The following is a 21,526-nucleotide window of genomic DNA, read 5'->3' as shown; positions in this document are numbered from 1 at the left end:
AGTCATGACCAGGACGCTGCCCGCCGGTCTGTCCGTGACCGCGCGGGTGCCCGCGTCCAGTGCCAATCTCGGCCCCGGATTCGATTCGCTCGGTATGGCTTTGGGCATCTGCGACGAGATCGAGGTGCGCACTACCGATTCCGGCCTCACCATCCGAGTGGAGGGTGAGGGCGCCGACGATGTGCCATGGGGCCCTTCGCATCTCGTGGTACGTGCGATCGAGCGCGGCCTGGAGGCGGCGGGCGTCTGGGCCGATGGTCTCGATGTGGTGTGCCGCAACGTGATTCCGCATTCGCGCGGTCTCGGTTCATCGGCATCGGCCGTGGTCGGCGGTCTCGCCGCCGGATGTGGTCTGGCCGCGAAACTGGATCCCGCACTGGCCATCGGCAGTGCCGAATTGGTGCAGCTGGCCTCGGAATTCGAGGGCCATCCGGATAACGCCGCGGCCAGCGTGCTCGGCGGAATCGTGGTGTCCTGGACCGAAACCGCCGCGGACGCCGCCAATGACGGTGTCGCGGCACCCGATCACGGCCGCGTCTACCGCGCGGTGCGCCTGGATCCGCATCCGGCGCTGCGTCCGGTGGTGCTGATCCCGGAAGAGCGCTCATCGACCGCGCACACCCGCGGCCTGTTGCCCGAGGTCGTGCCGCACGGCGATGCCGCGTTCAACGTCAGTCGCGCCGCGCTCGCGGTCGTCGCACTGACGCAGCGTCCCGACTTGCTACTGCCCGCGACGGCAGATCGTCTGCACCAGACCCAGCGTGCGCCCGCACTGCCGCTGACCACCACTTGGATCGCTCGGCTGCGGGCGGCCGGTATCGCGGCCACGGTGTCCGGGGCCGGGCCCACCGTACTGGCCTTGGGTACCAGCGAATTCCCCGCCGAACTCCGTGATCTCGCCGCCATCGACGGGCTGCGTGTGGTCGAGCCGGGACTCGCGCAAGGTGTCCGAGTCGACTGACGGCGCGTCTGCCTTGCCGATGTTCCAGGTTGCCAGCTATCCTGAGCACGTCCGTACATCGTGCGCATCAGACGCCGGTGCTTCATCAGGGCAATCGCTCCAGCAGGCTCCAGGCTCGAGCCTCCAGGCCATGGGGGTGCTGCGTAGCTGCGCAACTGGAATGATCTCTCCCACCTTTCAGGAACTGGTGGCGAAGCCGCCGGTCCGGCGGGGCAGGTGATACGGCAAAAGCGCCGGTCCGAGCTTTGCGTTCGGCCCTCGCATCCGAGTCCGGCACAACGCCCGGACTGCGGGACGAAACCCTCGAAACGGCACACGGCAATCGAGGGAAGGAAAGGATTTCCGTGACAGATACGGACCTGCTCGCGACACCCGGGGTGGATTCCAACCCGACGGGGGACCGCGAAAGTGACTCCGGACAGATTTCGAAGATGAGCGAACAAACCGACGTCGCACGATCGGGGCTGACTGGAATGTTGTTGCCGCAGTTGCGCGCGCTCGCGGGGGAGCTCGGTATCCGAGGCACCTCCGGAATGCGCAAAGGCGATTTGATCGCCGCCATCAAGGAAAATCAGGCCGGAAAGTCGGCGAAGCCGGAAAAGTCCGCGCGTGGCGAGGTGAAGTCCGATGCGGATGCCGCCAAGGCGGCGCCGGTAAAGGCCGAGCAGGGCACCCTCGATGTGGCGCCCGCTGCCTCCGCCCCGGCGAAAGAGGCTCCCGCTCCGGCGAAGGAGGCCCCGGCGAAGGACGCTCCCGTTCAGGAGACCGTCGCGGCAGCCGCAGCGCCGAAGTCCGCTGACAAGTCGGCCGAGCCGAAGGCCGAGCAGGCGCAGGCCGATGCCGCGCCGTCGGAGACCACCGAGGATTCCGGTCGCGAGGCCGGTCAGCGCGGTCGCGGCAGGCAGCGCCGCGGGCGTGACCAGGCGCGCGCCGGTGGCGAGGCCGCTGCGGGCGAGGCCCGTGGTGACGAGCCCAAATCGGACCAGGAGCAGGGCGAACGCCGTCGCGAGCGGGGCCAGGGCGGCGAGCGCGGCCAGAGCGAGCGCGGCCAGAGCGAACGCGGCCAGAGCGAACGCAGCCAGAACGGCAGTGCCAATGGCGGCCGTGGCGGCGAGGGCGGTGGCCGCAGCGACGCCAGCCGTGGCGGTGACGAGGACGAGGGCGGTCGCGGACGGCGGGGACGTCGCTTCCGGGAACGTCGTCGTGGTCGCGACCGCGAGGGCGGCGCCGGTGGCGGCGGTGAGGCCCGCGAGCTCGAGATCCGCGAGGATGACGTCCTGCAGCCGGTCGCGGGCATCCTCGACGTGCTGGACAACTACGCCTTCGTGCGCACCTCCGGGTATCTGGCCGGACCGAACGACGTCTACGTCTCGATGAACCTGGTCCGTAAGAACGGCCTGCGCCGTGGTGACGCGATCACCGGTGCGGTGCGCGCTCCACGTGACGGTGAGCAGAGCAACCAGCGCCAGAAGTTCGATCCGCTGGTGCGGCTGGACACGGTCAACGGTGGTGAGGTCGAGGCGGCCAAGCGGCGCCCCGAATTCGCCAAGCTCACCCCGCTGTACCCGAATCAGCGCCTGCGGCTCGAAACCCAGCCGAACAAGCTGACCACCCGCGTCATCGACCTGATCATGCCGATCGGCAAGGGCCAGCGCGCCCTGATCGTCTCCCCGCCCAAGGCCGGTAAGACGACGATCATGCAGGACATCGCCAACGCCATCGCCATCAACAACCCCGAGGTCTACCTCATGGTCGTGCTGGTCGACGAGCGTCCGGAAGAGGTCACCGATATGCAGCGTTCGGTGAAGGGTGAGGTCATCGCCTCCACCTTCGACCGGCCGCCGTCAGATCACACCTCGGTCGCCGAACTCGCCATCGAGCGCGCCAAGCGCCTGGTGGAAATGGGCAAAGACGTTGTGGTGCTGCTCGACTCGATCACCCGATTGGGCCGTGCGTACAACAACTCTTCGCCCGCTTCGGGCCGCATCCTCTCCGGTGGTGTCGACTCGACCGCGCTGTACCCGCCCAAGCGGTTCCTCGGCGCGGCGCGCAATATCGAGAACGGCGGCTCGCTGACCATCATCGCGACCGCCATGGTCGAGACCGGTTCCACCGGCGACACGGTGATCTTCGAGGAGTTCAAGGGCACTGGTAACGCCGAACTCAAGCTGGACCGCAAGATCGCGGAACGGCGCGTATTCCCGGCCGTTGACGTCAACCCGTCCGGTACTCGTAAGGACGAGCTACTGCTGAGCCCCGACGAAGCCGCGGTGCTGCACAAGCTGCGCCGCGTATTGTCCGGCCTGGACTCGCACCAGGCGATCGATCTGCTGATCGACCGCCTGAAGAAGTCCAAGAACAACCTCGAGTTCCTGATGCAGGTCAGCAAGACCGCGCCGGGTGCGCTGGACGAGTAGGTCGAGGACCGGTTTCACTGCCGAAGGGGCTCCGTGTACGCGGGGCCCTTTCGGCGTTCTGGGGCTGAAGAAGGCGACGCCGATGCCTGCCGCGCCCGCGATCATGAAGGCCAGGATGATCGCCGTCGTGGCGGCCGGGCTCCCGGTGCTCGCGGCGGTATTGGCCGGATCGAACTGTGCGGCAGTGGGTTTCGCGTACGCGTAGGTGTCCGGGCGATCCGGAACGGTAAGCAAGCCGACCGCGACAGTGAGAATCAACGAAACGAAGACCGCCAGCGCAACGCGGCTGTTCACAGGGTTCTCCTTTCTGTCTCGGCACGCCGATGTGCATCAGGCCTAAAACTCTATGAACAGTGGTGTTCGTATCCACGAGTAGCGCACTACCCGAATTAAGGGTTCCGTAAGAACACGATCAACGCGTGCCAATAGTTCAATTGGCAATGAGACTTGGGGACTACCTAGGGGTGGGGAACAAACCGACGGTCGGGGGCGTTTTGGGAGCGTAACCGCCGTTCTGGCATACTGAACGGCTGTTGCGTCTGCTCTGGTGAGCAGACCTCCCGCCTAGTCGGTTCCGGTTCACGTCCGCGCGATCTGCATGGGCGACCCGGCGACCAATATCGAGAGGACACCCATGAAGGCAGGAATTCATCCGGCGTATGTCGAGACCACGGTCGTCTGTGGTTGCGGCAACACCTTCCAGACTCGCAGCACCAAGGAGTCGGGACACATCACCGTCGAAGTTTGCTCGCAGTGCCACCCGTTCTACACCGGCAAGCAGAAGATTCTCGACACCGGTGGTCGCGTGGCCCGCTTCGAGGCTCGCTACGGCAAGCGTGCGGGCAAGAAGGCCGACGCAGACAGCAAGTAGCTTCCTCGCCGACGCCCGGTCCTGCTCAGCAGGCCGGGCGTCGGCGCTTTTATATGGCCAGTACTGGTAAGAGAGGAAGCACCATGACGCAACCGTCCGCGATCGATGACATTCTGGCCGAGCACGCGGGCCTGGAACTGCAGCTGGCCGATCCGGCGCTGCACAACGATCCGGGCGCCGCACGCCGGGTCGGCAAACGCTTCGCCGAGCTGGCCCCGATCATGGCCACCTACAACAAACTCACCGCCGCGCGCGACGATCTCGACGCCGCCCAAGAGCTCGCGGCCGATGACGCCACCTTCGCGGCCGAGGTGCCCGATCTGCAGAGCCAGGTCGTCGAGCTGGAGCAGCAGCTGGCCGACCTGCTCGCCCCGCGCGATCCGCACGACGGCGACGATGTGGTGCTCGAGGTCAAATCCGGCGAGGGCGGCGAGGAATCCGCGCTGTTCGCCTCGGACCTGGCCCGCATGTATGTGCGCTATGCCGAGCGGCACGGCTGGAAGGTCGAAATCCTCGGAGTCACCGTCTCGGACCTGGGCGGCTACAAGGATGCGACGCTCTCGATCAAGAGCCGCGACGCCACCAGGGACGGTGTCTGGTCGCGCCTGAAGTTCGAGGGCGGTGTGCATCGCGTCCAGCGCGTTCCGGTCACCGAATCCCAGGGCCGCATCCACACCTCGGCCGCGGGCGTGCTCATCTACCCCGAGCCCGACGAGGTGGAGGAGGTGCAGATCGATGAATCCGATCTGCGCATCGACGTCTACCGATCGTCCGGTAAGGGCGGCCAGGGCGTCAACACCACCGACTCCGCGGTCCGCATCACCCACCTGCCCTCGGGCATCGTGGTGACCTGTCAGAACGAGCGTTCCCAGCTGCAGAACAAGGCCCGCGCCATGCAGGTGCTCGCGGCCCGGCTACAGGCATTGGCCGAGGAGCAGGCGGATCAGGAGGCCGCGGCGGGCCGGGCCAGCCAGATCCGCACGGTCGACCGCTCCGAGCGCATCCGCACCTACAACTTCCCGGAGAACCGGATCGCCGACCATCGCATCGGTTTCAAGGCGCACAACCTCGACGCCGTGCTGGACGGTGATATGGACGCAGTCCTGGATGCGCTGGGGAAGGCGGATCGCGAAGCGCGCATGGCGGCGGAATAGTCGAGGCCATCGGCCCGATGTTGCGGAGAAATCAACCGACTCGGTGACAACATGGGTAACTCACCGGGTACGCCAAGAACGGGGAGTGTCGACCTCATGTCCGGAACTCGCGTGGCATTGCGCCCAGCCATCAACCAAGCCGTCGAGACGTTGCGCGTCGCGGGCGTGCACAGCCCGCAAGCCGATGCCGAACATCTGGCTGCCCACCTGCTCGGCGTGCAACGGACCCGGTTGGCACTGACACCGCTGGTCACCCCCGAGGTGATCGAGCAGTACCGCGCCCTGGTCGCCCGGCGGGCGGAGCGAATTCCATTGCAGCACTTGACCGGTACTGCCTCGATGGGCGAGATCGACCTCGAGGTCGGTCCCGGCGTTTTCGTCCCGCGTCCGGAGACGGAGTTGCTGTTCGCCTGGGCATTGGCGCAATTGGAGGCGCTGCCGCACGATCACGCGCCGGTCGTGTTCGACCTGTGCACCGGATCCGGCGCGCTGGCGCTGGCCATCGCCCAGGCCCGCCCGGATGCGGACGTGCACGCGATCGAGATCGATCCCGCGGCCCTGCAATGGGCCCGCCGCAATGCCGACCTGCGCATTGCCGAGGGCGATACCCCGATCACCCTCTACGCCGACGATGTCACCGACCCGGATCTGCTCACCGAGTTCAACGGCCGGGTCGATCTCATCGTCGCCAATCCGCCCTATATCCCCGAAGACGCCGAACTCGATCCCGAAGTCGCCGACCACGACCCGCGTCTGGCCCTCTTCGGCGGCCCGGACGGACTGGACGTCATCCGGCAGATGCTGCCCACCATCACCCGTCTGCTGCGTTGGGGCGGCTCCTGCGCCATCGAACACGACGACACCAACGGCTCCGATCTCGCCGCCCTCCTGGCCGGACAGGGTGATTTCACCGACATCGTCGAGCACCCCGACCTCGCGGATAAGCCCCGCTTCGTCGCCGCGACCCGCACCTGATTCGCGCATCGGGCGGGGCGAGTCGACCCCGGGTTCCCCACATATGCGCAGCGCGACCATTCGGCTCGTCGCGGTGACCACCGACCAGAACAGCCCCCGGGATGGTGGCATCGAGTGGCACGCGTGACAGGATGGGGGCCGTGAGTACCGTCTACGACTGCGCGGATGCCGACTCGCGCGCCGCCGGACTGACCGCGGCCACCAGCGCCCTGAAATCCGGACGCCTGGTCGTGCTGCCTACCGACACGCTGTACGGCCTGGCCGCCGACGCATTCGATTCGACCGCGGTGAGCGAACTGCTCGCCGCGAAGCGGCGCGGTCGGGATATGCCGGTACCGGTGCTGGTCGGTTCCTGGCACACGATCGACGGCCTGGTGTTCTCGGTGCGTCCGCAGGCTCGCGAACTGATCCGGGCGTTCTGGCCCGGTGGACTGAGTCTTGTTGTGCAGCAAGCACCTTCGCTCGCATGGGACCTCGGCGATACGCGCGGCACTGTCATGCTGCGGATGCCGCTGCATCCGGTCGCGCTGGAACTGTTGCGCGAGGTCGGCCCGCTCGCTGTCTCCAGTGCCAATATCTCCGGGCAGCCGCCCGCCAAGACCGCCGCCGAGGCGCGCGGTCAGCTCGGCGATCTGGTCGGGGTCTACCTCGACGGCGGCCCGGCCGAACACGCGGTCGCCTCCACCATCGTCGATCTCACCGCGGATCAGCCGCGGATCCTGCGCGAGGGCGCGGTATCGGTCGGCGATATCGCCGATGTGCTCGGGATGTCCCCGGAGGCGCTGACCAGCGTCGCGACCCGGTGACCTCGGGACGCGGTGATCGTATGGCGGATCAGATAATCGGATGATCGGTTCGGGTGCTGTAGTTCCGTTGCGCGAGCTGCTGCTCGTGATTCTCATCTCGGCGACGGTGACCTTTCTCGCGACCGGCGGAATTCGGGTGCTGGCCATCGCATTCGGCGCCGTCGCGGTGCCGCGCGAACGCGATGTGCACGTCAAACCGATTCCGCGGATGGGCGGGGTCGGCATGTACGTCGGGGTGGTCGGGGCCGTCCTGTTCGCGCACCAATTGCCCGCGCTGCGAAGGGGTTTCGATTACGCGCCGGATATTCCGGCGGTGCTGGTCGCGGCCACGATCATCGTGCTCGTCGGCATCGTCGACGACCGGTGGGGCCTGGATGCGCTGACCAAGTTCGCCGGTCAGGTCACCGCCGCCGGTGTGATGGCGGTCATGGGTCTGAGCTGGTACGTCATCTACAACCCGTTCAACGACACGACCGTGGTGCTGGACGCACTCCAGGGCGGTCTGGTCACCGTCGGCATCACCGTCACCATCGTCAATGCCATGAATTTCGTCGATGGACTCGACGGTCTGGCCGCCGGACTCGGCCTGATCTGCGCGGGCGCGGTCTTCGTATTCACCGTCGGACTGCTCTACAACCAGGGCGGTTCGGTCGACACATATCCGCCAGCCCTGCTCGCGGCCGCGCTCGCGGGCGCCTGTCTGGGATTTCTGCCACACAACTTTTCGCCCGCACGGATATTCATGGGCGATTCCGGTTCGATGTTGATCGGGCTCATGCTGGCGGCGGTATCGACCGGTGCCTCGGGCCGAATCAATTTGGCGGGCTACGGACCTCGCGACATCGTCGGTCTGCTTTCGCCGCTGCTGCTGGTCGGTGCGGTGATGTTCATTCCGGTGCTGGATCTGCTGCTGGCGATCGTGCGCCGGGTCCGCGCCGGTGTGAGTTTCTCGACACCGGACAAAATGCACTTGCATCACCGGCTGTTGCAGATCGGACATTCGCACCGCCGCGTTGTACTGGTGATCTATTTGTGGGTCGGCGTACTGGCGTTCGGCGCCGTCGGCACCTCGCTGATCCATGATCGGCGGATCGTCGTGCTGATGATGGCGGGCGGGCTGGTTTTCGCGCTGGTGGTGACCGCGATACCGGGCCTGCGCCGCAAGGAGCCCGCGGATCCGTAAAGCAAGGTCCAGGTAAAGTTCGGACCGTGAGTGAGCGAAGCGAGCGAACCATAAACCCAGCGTCCGGAGGAACGACGGAGCCGAGCGCCAGCGAGGCGCAGTCGTGAGTCTCACTGATCCGATCCCTGGTCCCGACGCTCCCCTGAAGGCGGCGCTGCGCTACGGCGTGATCGGATTGGCCGTTCTGGTGGTGCTGTCGGTGGCCATTGCCTCGGCGGTGGCCGGTTTGTCCGGGCTCTGGGGCGCGCTGCTCGGCGCGGCCATCGGTGGCGGCTTCATCCTCACCACCGCGGCCGTGGTGCTGTTCGGCGCGAAGCTGCCGGCGAGCACCGCAGGCCTGGTCATGTTGGTGAGCTGGGTGGGCAAGCTGCTGGTCGCGATGATCGTGATCGCAGTGCTGCAGCGCTTCGACTTCTACGACCGGATGGCGCTGTTCCTGACGGTGGTCGGGTCCTTGCTCATCGTGCTCGGCGCGGAGACGTATGGCGTTCTGCGGCAGAAGGTTCCCTATGTAAACGTACCGACCGATAGGTCCGATTCGCCCTCTGCGCAGCAATAATCGCACCCACCTACACGCTGTCGTAGATAACTTGGTAAAGTGTTGGTAAGCAAGCGACCAAGCAAGGGGGGATCACCAAGATCCCGCCGGATGGCAGCTATGCTTACTGCCGTGCCGGGCTCCGAGGGTTCCGGTTCTGCATGTCGACGATGTCGCCGACACTACGTACAGACGCCCATGCGGATTGCCGCACAGCTGCTGACGAATTTTCGAGCCGACCTGAGTCGACCCAATTGATCGTCAATGTCCGATCGAACCGCGGGAATGACCGTACCCGCGGCCCGAACACGGGAGAGAACGCTGAGCGTCACCACTTTGGCGGGCGAGTTCCACGCGCCATCGCTGTCCGACTTCTTCCCTCCAGCTGTGCTGTTCGAGGGTACGCCGTTCGAACTCGACCGTTTGATGCTGATCCGGCTGGTGATGACCGCCGCGCTGGTGCTCGTCATGGTGCTGGCATTCCGCAATCCTCGCATCGTCCCGCGCGGCCTGCAGAACATCGCCGAAACCGGTCTGGTGTTCGTCAAGGAACAGATTGCCGAAGAGGTGCTCGGTAAAGAATCCGGTCGCAAGTACCTCCCGTTGATCGCGACGATCTTCTTCGCGGTTCTGTTTCTCAACTTCTCCGGCATCATTCCGGGGCTGAACATATCGTCGAACGCCCGAATCGGCATGCCGCTGGTGCTGGCCCTCATCGCGTACCTCACGTTCAACTTCGTGGGTATCAAGAAGTACGGGTTCGTCACCTATATGCGCAGCAGCATCGTGGTTCCGAATGTTCCGCCCGCTTTGCACGTGTTGCTGATTCCGATCGAGTTCGTCTCGACGTTCATCCTGCGCCCGTTCACGCTGACCGTCCGACTCATGGCCAACATGCTGGCCGGTCACATCATGCTGGTGCTGTTCTTCAGCGCCACCTGGTTCTTCCTGTTCGACGCCGCGGCCTGGATGAAGGTGTTCTCACCGTTCTCGCTGCTCGCCGGACTCGGGTTCACGCTGTTCGAAATGTTGGTCATCTTCCTGCAGGCCTACGTTTTCGCCCTGCTGACCGCCGTTTACATCGGACTCGCGCAACACGCCGACTCGCACTGACCGAACAACTACCGGAAACCTGCTACACCGCGCCGACCGGCGGGTGAGCAACAGAAAGGGAAAGTAGACTCATGAGCCTCGCGTACCTGGCCCAGGAAGCGGCAACCTCCACCGAGAAGTTCAAGGGCTTCGGCGCCATCGGCTACGGTCTGGCCGCTATCGGTCCCGGCATCGGTGTGGGCATCGTGGTCGGTAAGGCCATCGAGGGCATCGCTCGTCAGCCCGAGCTGCAGGGCACCATCCGCACCAACATGTTCCTCGGTATCGCGTTCACCGAGGCCCTGGCGCTGATCGGCCTTGTTGCCGGCTTCATCTTCTGAGATAGCCATGAACACGCTTTCTATGCTCGCCGCGGAGACAGGGGAAGACATCAATCCCCTCCTCCCCGAGACCTACGACATCGTGTGGTCGGTGGTCTGCATCGCGATCATCGGCGTCATCTTCTACAAGTACGTCATCCCGCGCCTCATCAAGGTGTTGGATGAACGTGCGGACAAGATCGAGGGCGGAATCCAGCGGGCCGAGGCCGCGCAGGAGGAAGCTCAGCTGACGCTGCAGCAGTACCAGCAGCAGTTGGCCGACGCCCGGCTCGAGGCCGCGCGCATCCGTGAGGACGCACGCACCCAGGGCCAGCAGATCCTCGCGCAGATGCGCGCGGAAGCACAGGCCGAAAGCGACCGCATCGTCGCCGCCGGTCACAGCCAGCTGGAAGCTCAACGCCAGCAGATCCTGACCGAGCTGCGTGCCGAAGTCGGTAAAACTGCCGTCGATTTGGCCGAAAAGATTATCGGACAGTCGGTTTCGGACGAAGCTAAGCAGGCGGCATCGATCGACCGGTTCCTCGCCGAACTCGATCAGTCGGATGCCGGCATTGGGGTCGGAAGGTAGCGACGCGAAAGTGAGAAGCATGTACGCAGCGAGCCGCGAGGCAAGCTCCCGGGCACGGGAGGCGCTTCGGGCCGCTCTGACCGGAAGCGACAGTGTTGCGGCCACGACGGGGTCGGAACTGTTCGCCGTTGTCGCCGTGCTGGATGACCAGCGTTCGCTGCGTGTTGCGCTCGCGGACGTGTCGGTTCCCGGCTCGGCGCGCGCCGAACTCAGCGAACGGGTCTTCAGCGGCAAGGTCAGCCCCGCCACCCTGGCGGTGCTGACCACCGCGGTGGCCCAGAACTGGTCGCGCACCGCCGATTTGGTCGACACCCTGGTGTTGCTCGGCCAGGAGGCGCTGCTGGAGTCGGCCGCCGACAGCGGACGGCTCGGGGCGGTCGAGGACGAATTGTTCCGGCTGGCCCGGATCATCGGCGACAACCCCGATCTGGAGCAGGCACTTTCGGATCGCGTGAAGCCCACCGAGGCCAAGCGCGCGCTGATCGAGCGGCTGCTCGCAGGTAAGGCCGAGTCCATCACCCAGACCCTGGCGGACCAGGTGGTCACTCGGTCCAAGACGAGCATCGGCGAAGCGTTCGACGAATTGTCCGGTCTCGCCGCCGCTCGGCGCGACCAGATCGTCGCGCATGTGCGCGCCGCGGTCGCGCTGACCGACCAGCAGCGGGACCATCTCGCGGCATCGTTGCAGCGCATCTACGGCAAGCCGGTCACGGTGCACGTGCAGGTCGATTCGAGTCTGCTGACCGGCGTCGTTGTGACCGTCGGCGACGACCTGATCGACGGCAGCGCCACCGGCCGACTGGAACGGCTGCGTCGGGCTCTGGCCTGACACCACAACCACCCCGACATTCAGACCAGACAGCGAGAGCAGGAAGACTATGGCGGAGCTGACGATCTCCACCGATGAGATCCGTAGCGCGATCGAGAGCTACACCCAGAGCTACACCCCGGAAACCTCCATCGAAGAAGTCGGTGTTGTCACCGACTGCAGCGACGGCATCGCGCACGTCAGTGGCCTGCCCTCGGCGATGGCCAATGAATTGCTCGAGTTCCCGGGTGGTGTGCTCGGCGTCGCGCTGAACCTCGAGGACCGCGAGATCGGTGCGGTCATCCTCGGTGAGTTCGCGGAAATCGAAGAGGGCCAGCAGGTTCGCCGCACCGGCGACGTGCTCTCGGTCCCCGTCGGTGACAAGTTCCTCGGCCGCGTGGTCAACCCGCTCGGTCAGCCGATCGACGGCCTCGGCGAGATCGAGGCCGACGAGCAGCGCGTGCTCGAGCTGCAGGCCGCGACCGTGCTGCAGCGTCAGCCGGTCGAGGAGCCGCTGGCCACCGGCATCACCGCCATCGACGCCTTGACCGCCATCGGTCGTGGTCAGCGTCAGCTGATCATCGGCGACCGTAAGACCGGTAAGACCGCGGTCTGCATCGACGCGATTCTGGCGCAGAAGGCGAACTGGGAGACCGGCGACCCGACCAAGCAGGTTCGCTGCATCTACGTCGCGATCGGCCAGAAGGGTTCCACCATCGCGGGCGTGAAGACCGCGCTGGAATCGCACGGTGCGATGGAGTACACCACCATCGTCGCGGCCCCCGCTTCGGACTCGGCCGGCTTCAAATGGCTTGCGCCCTATACCGGTTCGGCGATCGGCCAGCACTGGATGTACCAGGGCAAGCACGTCCTCATCGTGTTCGACGACCTGACCAAGCAGGCCGAGGCGTACCGCGCCATCTCGCTGCTGCTGCGTCGCCCGCCGGGCCGCGAGGCGTACCCGGGTGACGTCTTCTACCTGCACTCGCGTCTGCTGGAGCGTTGCGCGAAGCTGTCCGACGAGATGGGCGCCGGTTCGATGACGGGTCTGCCGATCATCGAGACCAAGGCCAACGACATCTCGGCGTTCATCCCGACCAACGTCATCTCCATCACCGACGGCCAGGTCTTCCTCGAGTCCGACCTGTTCAACAAGGGTGTCCGTCCGGCGATCAACGTCGGTACCTCGGTCTCCCGTGTCGGTGGCGCCGCCCAGACCAAGGGCATGAAGAAGGTCGCCGGTTCGCTGCGTCTGGAAATGGCGCAGTACCGCGAGTTGGAGGCGTTCTCCGCCTTCGCCTCCGACCTCGACGCCGCATCCCTCGCGCAGCTGGAGCGCGGTGCCCGCTGGGTCGAGTTGCTCAAGCAGGACCAGTACACGCCGGTTCCGGTCGAGGACCAGATCGTCTCGATCTTCCTGGTCGACGCCGGCTACTTCGACTCGGTTCCGGTTGCCGACATCCGTCGTTTCAACAGCGAACTGCTCGAGGATCTGCACCGCAGCGCGGCCGACGCCTTCAAGTCCATCGAGGGCGGCAAGGTGCTCGACGCCGAGAACGGCGACGCGATCAAGGCGGCCACCGACAAGTTCAAGCAGAGCTTCCTCGCTTCCGACGGTTCGCGCGTCGTGAACGAGGCCGCCGCCGGTGAGCTCGACCACGAAGAGGTCGAATCGCTGTCGGTGACCCGTAAGCACGTCGAGAAGTAATCGAGCGAGCAATGCGCTATTCGATTCTCACGAATGAACTGAAGGGAGTGTGAACCGCTGATGGCAAGCTTGCGTGAATTGCGCTCCCGCATTCGTGGTGTGAGTTCGATCAAGAAGATCACCAAGGCCCAGGAGCTGATCGCGACCTCGCGAATCTCCAAGGCCCAGGCCAGGGTTGCGGCCGCGAAGCCCTACGCCGAGGAGATCACCAAGGTCCTCAGCGAGTTGGCGAGTGCGTCGACGAGTCTGTCGCACCCGCTGCTGACCGAGCGGGCCAACCCGCGCCGTGCCGCCGTCCTGGTGATCACCAGTGACAGCGGCATGTGTGGTGGCTACAACTCCAACGTGCTCAAGCGCGCCGAAGAGCTCATGGTCACCCTGCGTGGCGAGGGCAAGGAGCCGGTGCTGTACGTGATGGGCAATAAGGGCCTCACGTACTACACCTTCCGGAGTCGGCCGCTGGTCAATGCGTGGACCGGGTTCTCCCAGCAGCCGAAGTACAACGATGCCTCGGCCGCGTGCCATCACCTCGTGGACGCCTTCATGGCGGGCTCCGAGGGTGAGGTGCCCGCCCCGAACGGGACCGGCAATATCGAGGGCGTCGACGAGTTGCACATCGTGTACACCCGTTTCGTGTCGATGCTGACCCAGACCCCGGAGGTGCGCCGCCTGGCGCCGATCCAGGTCAGCTTCGTCGACGAGAACTTCGAGTTGGGTGAGGACTCCTTCTCCGACGGGGTCGCCCCCTCCGAGTTGACGGCCCAGTACGAGTTCGAGCCCGATGCCGATGTGCTGCTGGCGGCGCTGCTGCCCAAGTACATCAACACCCGCATCTACTCATCGTTGCTCGAGGCAGCGGCATCCGAGTCGGCGGCTCGGCGCACCGCAATGAAGGCAGCCACCGACAACGCCAACGAACTGGCCAATGTGCTTACCCGGCAGGCGAATTCGGTGCGGCAGGCCCAGATCACGCAGGAAATCAGCGAAATCGTCGGCGGCGTGAACGCGCTGGCTTCGAGCTCCGACCGCGACTAAGCAGCCCGCGGCCTGAGGTCAGGGCCCGGAGGCGGAAGCGCAGCGTAACCACGTAGGGCCCCCGAAGGCCGCAAATAAGACACGGAAGAGAACCAACTAATGACCGCAGCTGTCACTCAAGAGAGCCGGACGGGCGCGAAAACAGGTCGCGTCGTCCGCGTCATCGGCCCCGTCGTGGACGTCGAGTTCCCGCGGGGGTCCATCCCTGAGCTGTTCAATGCTCTGCACGCCGAGATCACCCTGACCTCGGTGGCCAAGACCCTGACCCTCGAGGTCGCCCAGCACCTCGGTGACAACATCGTGCGCACCATCTCGATGCAGCCCACCGACGGTCTGGTCCGTGGCGCCACCGTCACCGACACCGGCAAGCCGATTTCGGTGCCGGTCGGCGACGTCACCAAGGGCCACGTGTTCAACGCCCTCGGCGACTGCCTCGACACCCCCGGCCTCGGCCGCGACGGCGAGCAGTGGGGCATCCACCGCAAGCCCCCGTCATTCGACCAGCTCGAGGGTAAGACCGAGATCCTGGAGACGGGCATCAAGGTCATCGACCTGCTGACCCCGTACGTGAAGGGCGGCAAGATCGGTCTGTTCGGTGGTGCCGGTGTCGGCAAGACCGTGCTGATCCAGGAGATGATCACTCGTATCGCGCGTGAGTTCTCCGGTACGTCCGTGTTCGCGGGTGTCGGTGAGCGCACCCGTGAGGGCACCGACCTGCACCTGGAAATGGCAGAGATGGGCGTCCTCCAGGACACCGCCCTCGTCTTCGGCCAGATGGACGAGCCGCCGGGCACCCGTATGCGCGTCGCCCTCTCGGCCCTGACCATGGCCGAGTACTTCCGCGACGTGCAGCACCAGGACGTGCTGCTGTTCATCGACAACATCTTCCGGTTCACCCAGGCCGGTTCCGAGGTGTCGACCCTGCTCGGCCGCATGCCCTCGGCCGTCGGTTACCAGCCGACGCTGGCCGACGAGATGGGTGAGCTGCAGGAGCGCATCACCTCGACCCGTGGTCGGTCCATCACCTCGCTGCAGGCCATCTACGTGCCCGCCGACGACTACACCGACCCGGCCCCGGCGACCACCTTCGCCCACCTCGATGCGACGACCGAGCTTTCCCGCCCGATCTCGCAGAAGGGCATCTACCCGGCCGTCGACCCGCTGACCTCGACCTCCCGCATCCTGGAGGCCTCGATCGTCGGTGCGGAGCACTTCCGGGTCGCCAACGAGGTGAAGCGGATCCTGCAGAAGTACAAGGAACTGCAGGACATCATCGCCATCCTCGGCATGGACGAGCTCTCCGAAGAGGACAAGGTCCTCGTCGGCCGGGCCCGTCGTCTGGAGAAGTTCCTCGGCCAGAACTTCATCGTGGCCGAGAAGTTCACCAGCCAGCCGGGTTCCGTGGTGCCGCTGACCGACACCATCGAGGCGTTCGACCGCGTCTGCAAGGGCGAGTTCGACCACTTCCCGGAGCAGGCGTTCAGCTCCTGCGGTGGTCTCGACGACGTCGAGGCGGCCGCGAAGAAGATCGCCGGAAAGTAGTCACCCATGTCGGAGATGTCAGTGGATCTCGTCGCCGTCGAGCGTTTGCTCTGGTCCGGCCAGGCGACGTTCGTCAGTGCGCAGACCACCGAGGGCCAGATCGGCATCCTGGCGGGCCATGAGCCGCTGCTCGGCCAGCTGATCGAGGGCGGCATCGTGAGCATCGTGCCCACCGAGGGAGAGCGGATCACCGCGGCGGTGCACGGTGGGTTCTTCTCGGTGACCGCGACCTCGGTCCGGGTGCTGGCCGAGTCCGCGGAGTTCGCCGACGAGATCGACGTCGAGGCGGCCCGTCGGGTGCTGGCCGACGCCGAGGCCAGCGTGGAAGCGAAGTTGGCGGCCGAGGGTCAGGTGCGCGCGGTCGAGGCGAACGCGAACGCGTAAGCACCGCATCGGGATTGCGTTCGCCACTGTCGGCGGTGAAGTTGTCTTCGCCGCCGACAGTGGCGTTTCCGGGTCCGATCCTTCAAAGACAAGGCCCGGCCATTTGTAAACTCGGGACCGTGGTTGAATGACCGAACGGCGGTGTGCGCTCGGACCCGAAAGCGGTAGCTTGCGTAAACCACGGGGAGGGCCCGCGAACACCGCCGATCGGACACTGGGTCGTCGGTGTGGCGGCGGAGCGAAGGGACGAACAGCATTGCAGACCGGGATGGTTCTCCTGATCATTCTGGTGCTCACGCTCGTTCTCTTGGCGCTCGCTTCGACCTATCGGCTGATCATGTTGCGCCGCGGCGGAACTGCGGCGATCCTGCGCGTGCTGCCCGCGCGTGGCGGCCAGGGCTGGCGGCACGGCCTGATTCGATACGACGAGGATCGGCTCGTCTTCTACAAACTTTCCAGCCTCAAGCTGGGCCCCGACTCCACCATTCGACGCCAGGGCATCGAGATCGGTGATCGGCGCGGCCCGCGCGGTGATGAATACGACATCATGACCGACGAGATCGCGGTGACCGCGGTCTCGGACAATGACGGCAATTACGAACTGGCCCTGGACCGTGGCTCATTGGCGGCCTTCCTGTCCTGGGTCGAATCCCGACCGTCGGATCGCACCCGCCGTCTGCCCGGCCTCTAGACGAAATCTGCTAGTCGAAATTGTGGGTGTGCTCGCAGCGATAGGGTGGGCCATGTGAGTGTGCACCTGACGCGGATCTACACGCGGACCGGCGACGACGGGACGACGGGTCTCAGCGACTTTTCCCGGGTGGCCAAGACGGATCCGCGGCTGACCGCCTATGCGGACTGTGACGAGACGAATGCCGCCATTGGCGTGGCCATCGCGCTCGGTGCACCCGCGCCGGAGTTGTTGAAGGTACTGCGGCAGGTGCAGAACGATCTGTTCGACGTGGGTGCGGATCTGTCGACCCCGGTGGTCGCGGAGCCGAAGTACCCGCCGCTGCGCGTCACTCAGCCCTATATCGACCGCCTCGAAGCTTGGTGTGATGAGTTCAACGCCGAACTGCCAGCGCTGAATTCGTTCATTCTGCCCGGCGGCACTCCATTGGCCGCCCTGCTGCACACCGCTCGCACGGTTGCGCGCCGCGCGGAGCGTTCCGCTTGGGCCGCGATCGAGGCGCATCCGGGCGATACGAATATCCTTCCGGCGAAGTACCTGAATCGCCTCTCCGACTTGCTGTTCATCCTGAGCCGAGCCGCCAACCCGGGCGGCGATGTGCTGTGGAAGCCTGGTGGGGAGCAGACATCGGACTGAACGACCGACGAAACTGCAGCATCCGAATCCCGCTCGACTGATCTGGTGTAGACGTGGGTAACTTCTTGGGGAGACCCGGGGCACAGCCCGCGACCGACCGTCCGGCGCCCAACACGCTCGCAAAAAGTTGCTGGACACTCGGGAAGTGCGACCAGCTACCTGGAGATAACCCCGGCACCGCTACCAGCGGCCCGCATCGCAACTATCCTTTGCACCAATAGTGCGCCGAATACGCGGAGAGGCGGCATGGAACGGTTTTTGGTTACTGGCGGGAATCGACTCGTCGGTGAGGTCGCGGTCGGGGGTGCGAAGAACAGCGTCCTCAAGTTGATGGCGGCTGCCTTGCTGGCCGAGGGCACGACCACCATTACGAACTGCCCGGACATCCTCGATGTGCCGTTGATGGGTGATGTGTTGCGCGGGCTCGGCTGCGATGTCGCCATCGATGGTTCGGTCGTCACGATCAACACGCCCGCCGAGCCGAAGTACCACGCGGATTTTCCGGCCGTAACGCAGTTCCGCGCGTCCGTCTGCGTGCTCGGTCCGCTGATGGCCCGCTGCAAGCGGGCGGTTGTCGCACTGCCGGGCGGCGACGCGATCGGTTCGCGCCCGTTGGATATGCATCAGGCTGGTTTGCGGCTGCTCGGCGCGACAAGCGAAATCGAGCACGGTTGTGTGGTCGCGCGCGCGGAGGAACTGCAGGGCGCGCGGATCAGGCTGGACTTCCCTTCGGTGGGCGCGACCGAGAACATCCTCATGGCGGCCGTGCTCGCCGAGGGCGAGACGGTCATCGATAACGCCGCTCGCGAACCCGACATCGTCGATCTCTGCAACATGCTCGTGCGGATGGGTGCGCGGATCAGTGGGGCGGGTACGTCGGTGCTCACCATTCAGGGCGTCGAGCGTCTCGAGCCAACGACGCACCGAGTGATCGGTGATCGGATCGTGGCGGCGACGTGGGGAATCGCCGCGGCGATGACCATGGGCGATGTCCGCGTCACCGGGGTGAATCCCAAGCACCTGTCCCTCGTCTTGGACAAGCTGCGCTCGGCGGGTGCGCGCATTTCGTTCGAACCGGACGGTTTCCGAGTGATTCAGGCCGATCGGCCGCGCGCGGTCAATTTCTCGACGCTGCCGTTTCCCGGATTCCCGACCGATCTGCAGCCGATGGCTATCGGTCTCGCGGCGATTGCCGACGGCACCTCGATGATCACCGAGAACATCTTCGAGGCGCGCTTCCGTTTCGTGGAGGAGATGATCCGGCTGGGCGCCGATGCCCGGACCGATGGACATCATGCGGTGGTGCGCGGAATTCCACGGCTGTCGAGTGCGCCGGTGTGGTCGTCGGATATTCGCGCCGGTGCCGGATTGGTACTCGCCGGTCTGGTTGCCGACGGCACCACCGAAGTACACGACGTCTTCCACATCGACCGCGGCTACCCGAAATTCGTTGAGCAGCTGCAGGCATTGGGTGGTCAGGTGGAGCGGGTCGGCGCCGCGGATTGATCATGTGAACGGCAGGCGACGATCTCGTTTCGTCGAAAACCGTTTCTGACCAGGCGATTTGACATCGTGCACGCCGACACGTAACTTTATTCGAGTCAGAGCGACACGGACACCGACCCGGGGCCGACGCGCTGAGCCGAAAGGCTGAGCAAAGGACCAGGGAAACGAGGTAGGACGTAGAGCGCCTGACGATCACACTAGCTCGAACGAGACCCCGATTTTGATTCGGGTTCCCGACTGAGCTAAGCTTGATAAGTTGCCTCACCGATCGACCGGGGTCAAACCCGCGAGATGGTTTGTGCGTGTGTTCTTTGAGAACTCAATAGTGTGTCGATGAATGTCAGTGCCAAATATTATTTTGGTTCCGGCTCCTCATACCCCCGTGTGGTGGGGCTGGACATTTAAGTCAGCAAATACTTTTGTTGGCGTTTGATTTTGCCATGGTTTTCGGACTCTGGTTAATTCTTCTGATTCGCCCTTTTCGGGGTTGTTTCAAGAGTCTTCAACGGAGAGTTTGATCCTGGCTCAGGACGAACGCTGGCGGCGTGCTTAACACATGCAAGTCGAGCGGTAAGGCCCTTCGGGGTACACGAGCGGCGAACGGGTGAGTAACACGTGGGTGATCTGCCCTGTACTTCGGGATAAGCCTGGGAAACTGGGTCTAATACCGGATATGACCATGGGATGCATGTCTTGTGGTGGAAAGATTTATCGGTGCAGGATGGGCCCGCGGCCTATCAGCTTGTTGGTGGGGTAATGGCCTACCAAGGCGACGACGGGTAGCCGACCTGAGAGGGTGACCGGCCACACTGGGACTGAGACACGGCCCAGACTCCTACGGGAGGCAGCAGTGGGGAATATTGCACAATGGGCGGAAGCCTGATGCAGCGACGCCGCGTGAGGGATGACGGCCTTCGGGTTGTAAACCTCTTTCGACAGGGACGAAGCGTGAGTGACGGTACCTGTAGAAGAAGCACCGGCCAACTACGTGCCAGCAGCCGCGGTAATACGTAGGGTGCGAGCGTTGTCCGGAATTACTGGGCGTAAAGAGCTTGTAGGCGGTTCGTCGCGTCGATCGTGAAAACCTACCGCTCAACGGTGGGCTTGCGGTCGATACGGGCGGACTAGAGTACTTCAGGGGAGACTGGAATTCCTGGTGTAGCGGTGAAATGCGCAGATATCAGGAGGAACACCGGTGGCGAAGGCGGGTCTCTGGGAAGTAACTGACGCTGAGAAGCGAAAGCGTGGGTAGCGAACAGGATTAGATACCCTGGTAGTCCACGCCGTAAACGGTGGGTACTAGGTGTGGGTTTCCTTCCACGGGATCCGTGCCGTAGCTAACGCATTAAGTACCCCGCCTGGGGAGTACGGCCGCAAGGCTAAAACTCAAAGGAATTGACGGGGGCCCGCACAAGCGGCGGAGCATGTGGATTAATTCGATGCAACGCGAAGAACCTTACCTGGGTTTGACATACACCGGAAACCTGCAGAGATGTAGGCCCCCTTGTGGTCGGTGTACAGGTGGTGCATGGCTGTCGTCAGCTCGTGTCGTGAGATGTTGGGTTAAGTCCCGCAACGAGCGCAACCCTTATCTTATGTTGCCAGCGCGTTATGGCGGGGACTCGTGAGAGACTGCCGGGGTCAACTCGGAGGAAGGTGGGGACGACGTCAAGTCATCATGCCCCTTATGTCCAGGGCTTCACACATGCTACAATGGCCGGTACAGAGGGCTGCGATACCGTGAGGTGGAGCGAATCCCTTAAAGCCGGTCTCAGTTCGGATCGGGGTCTGCAACTCGACCCCGTGAAGTTGGAGTCGCTAGTAATCGCAGATCAGCAACGCTGCGGTGAATACGTTCCCGGGCCTTGTACACACCGCCCGTCACGTCATGAAAGTCGGTAACACCCGAAGCCGGTGGCCTAACCCTTGTGGAGGGAGCCGTCGAAGGTGGGATTGGCGATTGGGACGAAGTCGTAACAAGGTAGCCGTACCGGAAGGTGCGGCTGGATCACCTCCTTTCTAAGGAGCACTTCTCCACGACACTTCACACAGGTGGATGTGGTTGTGGCAGAGACCGTTTCGGGCTCGTCTGTAGTCCGGCGGAAGCTCATGGGTGGAACGCTGACAAGCTTCATCGCATCGAGTTTTCGGCTGTGTCCGGAAGCTGTGGTGGATATATCGACACACTGTTGGGTCCTGAAAGAACAGGCGTTCTTTCCAGGCAAGATAACGATCCGTTCGGGTTCCCGGTCATACCGACCTCAGTTTTTTGGCTGGGGTGCTGGTGTCGGAATTGGGTTCGATACGGGT

Annotated in this window: 20 protein-coding genes and 1 rRNA gene; all 21 read left to right on the top strand. The window is 64.5% G+C overall.

The window, feature by feature from the left end; all coding sequences use genetic code 11:
• Positions 1-4: 4 nt before the first annotated feature.
• The 21 genes from thrB (at position 5) to ACQP0C_RS35210 (ending at position 21,235) form a co-directional block, all read left to right on the top strand.
• Entirely contained in the window at positions 5-961 is a 957-nt protein-coding gene (thrB, locus tag ACQP0C_RS35310; protein WP_433727164.1) for a homoserine kinase, read from the top strand.
• Positions 962-1,305: 344 nt separating this feature from the next.
• The gene (gene rho, locus ACQP0C_RS35305; protein WP_433727159.1) at positions 1,306-3,378 is read left to right on the top strand and encodes a transcription termination factor Rho; all 2,073 of its coding nucleotides are present in this window, start codon (positions 1,306-1,308) and stop codon (positions 3,376-3,378) included.
• An 82-nt stretch (positions 3,379-3,460) separates the two neighbouring features.
• A complete protein-coding gene (locus ACQP0C_RS35300) occupies positions 3,461-3,583 on the top strand; it encodes a hypothetical protein (protein WP_354953470.1) in 123 nt (40 codons plus the stop codon).
• Between the two features lie 429 nt (positions 3,584-4,012).
• Positions 4,013-4,249, top strand: a complete 237-nt coding sequence (gene rpmE, locus ACQP0C_RS35295; RefSeq protein ID WP_354953468.1) for a 50S ribosomal protein L31 — start codon at positions 4,013-4,015, stop codon at positions 4,247-4,249.
• An 83-nt stretch (positions 4,250-4,332) separates the two neighbouring features.
• Complete coding sequence (prfA, locus tag ACQP0C_RS35290) at positions 4,333-5,403, top strand: peptide chain release factor 1 (protein ID WP_433727157.1); 1,071 nt, start codon at positions 4,333-4,335, stop codon at positions 5,401-5,403.
• A gap of 96 nt (positions 5,404-5,499) precedes the next feature.
• Complete coding sequence (prmC, locus tag ACQP0C_RS35285; protein ID WP_433727155.1) at positions 5,500-6,378, top strand: peptide chain release factor N(5)-glutamine methyltransferase; 879 nt, start codon at positions 5,500-5,502, stop codon at positions 6,376-6,378.
• A gap of 140 nt (positions 6,379-6,518) precedes the next feature.
• Positions 6,519-7,184: an L-threonylcarbamoyladenylate synthase gene (locus ACQP0C_RS35280; RefSeq protein WP_433727153.1), complete on the top strand. Its 666-nt coding sequence runs from the start codon at positions 6,519-6,521 to the stop codon at positions 7,182-7,184.
• A 40-nt stretch (positions 7,185-7,224) separates the two neighbouring features.
• A complete protein-coding gene (locus ACQP0C_RS35275; RefSeq protein WP_433680625.1) occupies positions 7,225-8,367 on the top strand; it encodes a glycosyltransferase family 4 protein in 1,143 nt (380 codons plus the stop codon).
• 103 nt (positions 8,368-8,470) lie between these two features.
• Positions 8,471-8,926 carry a hypothetical protein gene (locus ACQP0C_RS35270; RefSeq protein WP_433727151.1) on the top strand — a complete coding sequence of 152 codons (456 nt, stop codon included), beginning with the start codon at positions 8,471-8,473 and terminating at the stop codon, positions 8,924-8,926.
• 243 nt (positions 8,927-9,169) lie between these two features.
• Complete coding sequence (atpB, locus tag ACQP0C_RS35265; RefSeq protein WP_433727149.1) at positions 9,170-10,018, top strand: F0F1 ATP synthase subunit A; 849 nt, start codon at positions 9,170-9,172, stop codon at positions 10,016-10,018.
• A 71-nt stretch (positions 10,019-10,089) separates the two neighbouring features.
• Positions 10,090-10,338: an ATP synthase F0 subunit C gene (locus tag ACQP0C_RS35260; RefSeq protein WP_433194966.1), complete on the top strand. Its 249-nt coding sequence runs from the start codon at positions 10,090-10,092 to the stop codon at positions 10,336-10,338.
• A gap of 7 nt (positions 10,339-10,345) precedes the next feature.
• Positions 10,346-10,906 carry a F0F1 ATP synthase subunit B gene (locus ACQP0C_RS35255; RefSeq protein ID WP_433727147.1) on the top strand — a complete coding sequence of 187 codons (561 nt, stop codon included), beginning with the start codon at positions 10,346-10,348 and terminating at the stop codon, positions 10,904-10,906.
• Between the two features lie 19 nt (positions 10,907-10,925).
• Positions 10,926-11,735 (top strand): F0F1 ATP synthase subunit delta, encoded by an 810-nt coding sequence (locus ACQP0C_RS35250; protein WP_433727145.1) that lies wholly within the window; start codon positions 10,926-10,928, stop codon positions 11,733-11,735.
• A 49-nt stretch (positions 11,736-11,784) separates the two neighbouring features.
• On the top strand, positions 11,785-13,422 hold the full coding sequence (gene atpA / locus ACQP0C_RS35245) for a F0F1 ATP synthase subunit alpha (RefSeq protein ID WP_433727143.1): 1,638 nt from the start codon (positions 11,785-11,787) through the stop codon (positions 13,420-13,422).
• Between the two features lie 60 nt (positions 13,423-13,482).
• Positions 13,483-14,457 carry a F0F1 ATP synthase subunit gamma gene (locus ACQP0C_RS35240; protein ID WP_433727141.1) on the top strand — a complete coding sequence of 325 codons (975 nt, stop codon included), beginning with the start codon at positions 13,483-13,485 and terminating at the stop codon, positions 14,455-14,457.
• Between the two features lie 99 nt (positions 14,458-14,556).
• The gene (gene atpD, locus ACQP0C_RS35235) at positions 14,557-15,999 is read left to right on the top strand and encodes a F0F1 ATP synthase subunit beta (RefSeq protein ID WP_433727139.1); all 1,443 of its coding nucleotides are present in this window, start codon (positions 14,557-14,559) and stop codon (positions 15,997-15,999) included.
• Positions 16,000-16,005: 6 nt separating this feature from the next.
• Positions 16,006-16,383: a F0F1 ATP synthase subunit epsilon gene (locus ACQP0C_RS35230; RefSeq protein ID WP_433680618.1), complete on the top strand. Its 378-nt coding sequence runs from the start codon at positions 16,006-16,008 to the stop codon at positions 16,381-16,383.
• A gap of 268 nt (positions 16,384-16,651) precedes the next feature.
• A complete protein-coding gene (locus tag ACQP0C_RS35225) occupies positions 16,652-17,074 on the top strand; it encodes a DUF2550 domain-containing protein (RefSeq protein WP_040687141.1) in 423 nt (140 codons plus the stop codon).
• Between the two features lie 54 nt (positions 17,075-17,128).
• Positions 17,129-17,710 carry a cob(I)yrinic acid a,c-diamide adenosyltransferase gene (locus ACQP0C_RS35220; RefSeq protein ID WP_433727137.1) on the top strand — a complete coding sequence of 194 codons (582 nt, stop codon included), beginning with the start codon at positions 17,129-17,131 and terminating at the stop codon, positions 17,708-17,710.
• A 246-nt stretch (positions 17,711-17,956) separates the two neighbouring features.
• Complete coding sequence (gene murA / locus ACQP0C_RS35215) at positions 17,957-19,216, top strand: UDP-N-acetylglucosamine 1-carboxyvinyltransferase (protein ID WP_433727135.1); 1,260 nt, start codon at positions 17,957-17,959, stop codon at positions 19,214-19,216.
• A gap of 502 nt (positions 19,217-19,718) precedes the next feature.
• Positions 19,719-21,235, top strand: a 16S ribosomal RNA gene (locus tag ACQP0C_RS35210).
• Positions 21,236-21,526 lie beyond the last annotated feature (291 nt).

This window comes from Nocardia sp. CA-129566, assembly GCF_050956075.1.
GTDB lineage: Bacteria > Actinomycetota > Actinomycetes > Mycobacteriales > Mycobacteriaceae > Nocardia.
The sequence above is the reverse complement of the archived record's forward strand: the minus strand, read 5'-3'. Positions and strand labels throughout refer to the sequence as shown.

What these genes read in the sequence shown, in the direction of transcription:
- atpA (WP_433727143.1), top strand. Translation starts at nt 11,785, where the DNA reads ATGGCGGAGCTGACGATCTCCACCGATGAGATCCGTAGCGCGATCGAG.
- ACQP0C_RS35275 (WP_433680625.1), top strand. Translation starts at nt 7,225, where the DNA reads ATGATCGGTTCGGGTGCTGTAGTTCCGTTGCGCGAGCTGCTGCTCGTG.
- ACQP0C_RS35240 (WP_433727141.1), top strand. Translation starts at nt 13,483, where the DNA reads ATGGCAAGCTTGCGTGAATTGCGCTCCCGCATTCGTGGTGTGAGTTCG.
- prmC (WP_433727155.1), top strand. Translation starts at nt 5,500, where the DNA reads ATGTCCGGAACTCGCGTGGCATTGCGCCCAGCCATCAACCAAGCCGTC.
- atpB (WP_433727149.1), top strand. Translation starts at nt 9,170, where the DNA reads ATGTCCGATCGAACCGCGGGAATGACCGTACCCGCGGCCCGAACACGG.
- ACQP0C_RS35255 (WP_433727147.1), top strand. Translation starts at nt 10,346, where the DNA reads ATGAACACGCTTTCTATGCTCGCCGCGGAGACAGGGGAAGACATCAAT.
- prfA (WP_433727157.1), top strand. Translation starts at nt 4,333, where the DNA reads ATGACGCAACCGTCCGCGATCGATGACATTCTGGCCGAGCACGCGGGC.
- thrB (WP_433727164.1), top strand. Translation starts at nt 5, where the DNA reads ATGACCAGGACGCTGCCCGCCGGTCTGTCCGTGACCGCGCGGGTGCCC.
- rpmE (WP_354953468.1), top strand. Translation starts at nt 4,013, where the DNA reads ATGAAGGCAGGAATTCATCCGGCGTATGTCGAGACCACGGTCGTCTGT.
- ACQP0C_RS35230 (WP_433680618.1), top strand. Translation starts at nt 16,006, where the DNA reads ATGTCGGAGATGTCAGTGGATCTCGTCGCCGTCGAGCGTTTGCTCTGG.
- ACQP0C_RS35300 (WP_354953470.1), top strand. Translation starts at nt 3,461, where the DNA reads ATGCCTGCCGCGCCCGCGATCATGAAGGCCAGGATGATCGCCGTCGTG.
- ACQP0C_RS35260 (WP_433194966.1), top strand. Translation starts at nt 10,090, where the DNA reads ATGAGCCTCGCGTACCTGGCCCAGGAAGCGGCAACCTCCACCGAGAAG.
- atpD (WP_433727139.1), top strand. Translation starts at nt 14,557, where the DNA reads ATGACCGCAGCTGTCACTCAAGAGAGCCGGACGGGCGCGAAAACAGGT.
- ACQP0C_RS35225 (WP_040687141.1), top strand. Translation starts at nt 16,652, where the DNA reads ATGGTTCTCCTGATCATTCTGGTGCTCACGCTCGTTCTCTTGGCGCTC.
- ACQP0C_RS35250 (WP_433727145.1), top strand. Translation starts at nt 10,926, where the DNA reads ATGTACGCAGCGAGCCGCGAGGCAAGCTCCCGGGCACGGGAGGCGCTT.
- murA (WP_433727135.1), top strand. Translation starts at nt 17,957, where the DNA reads ATGGAACGGTTTTTGGTTACTGGCGGGAATCGACTCGTCGGTGAGGTC.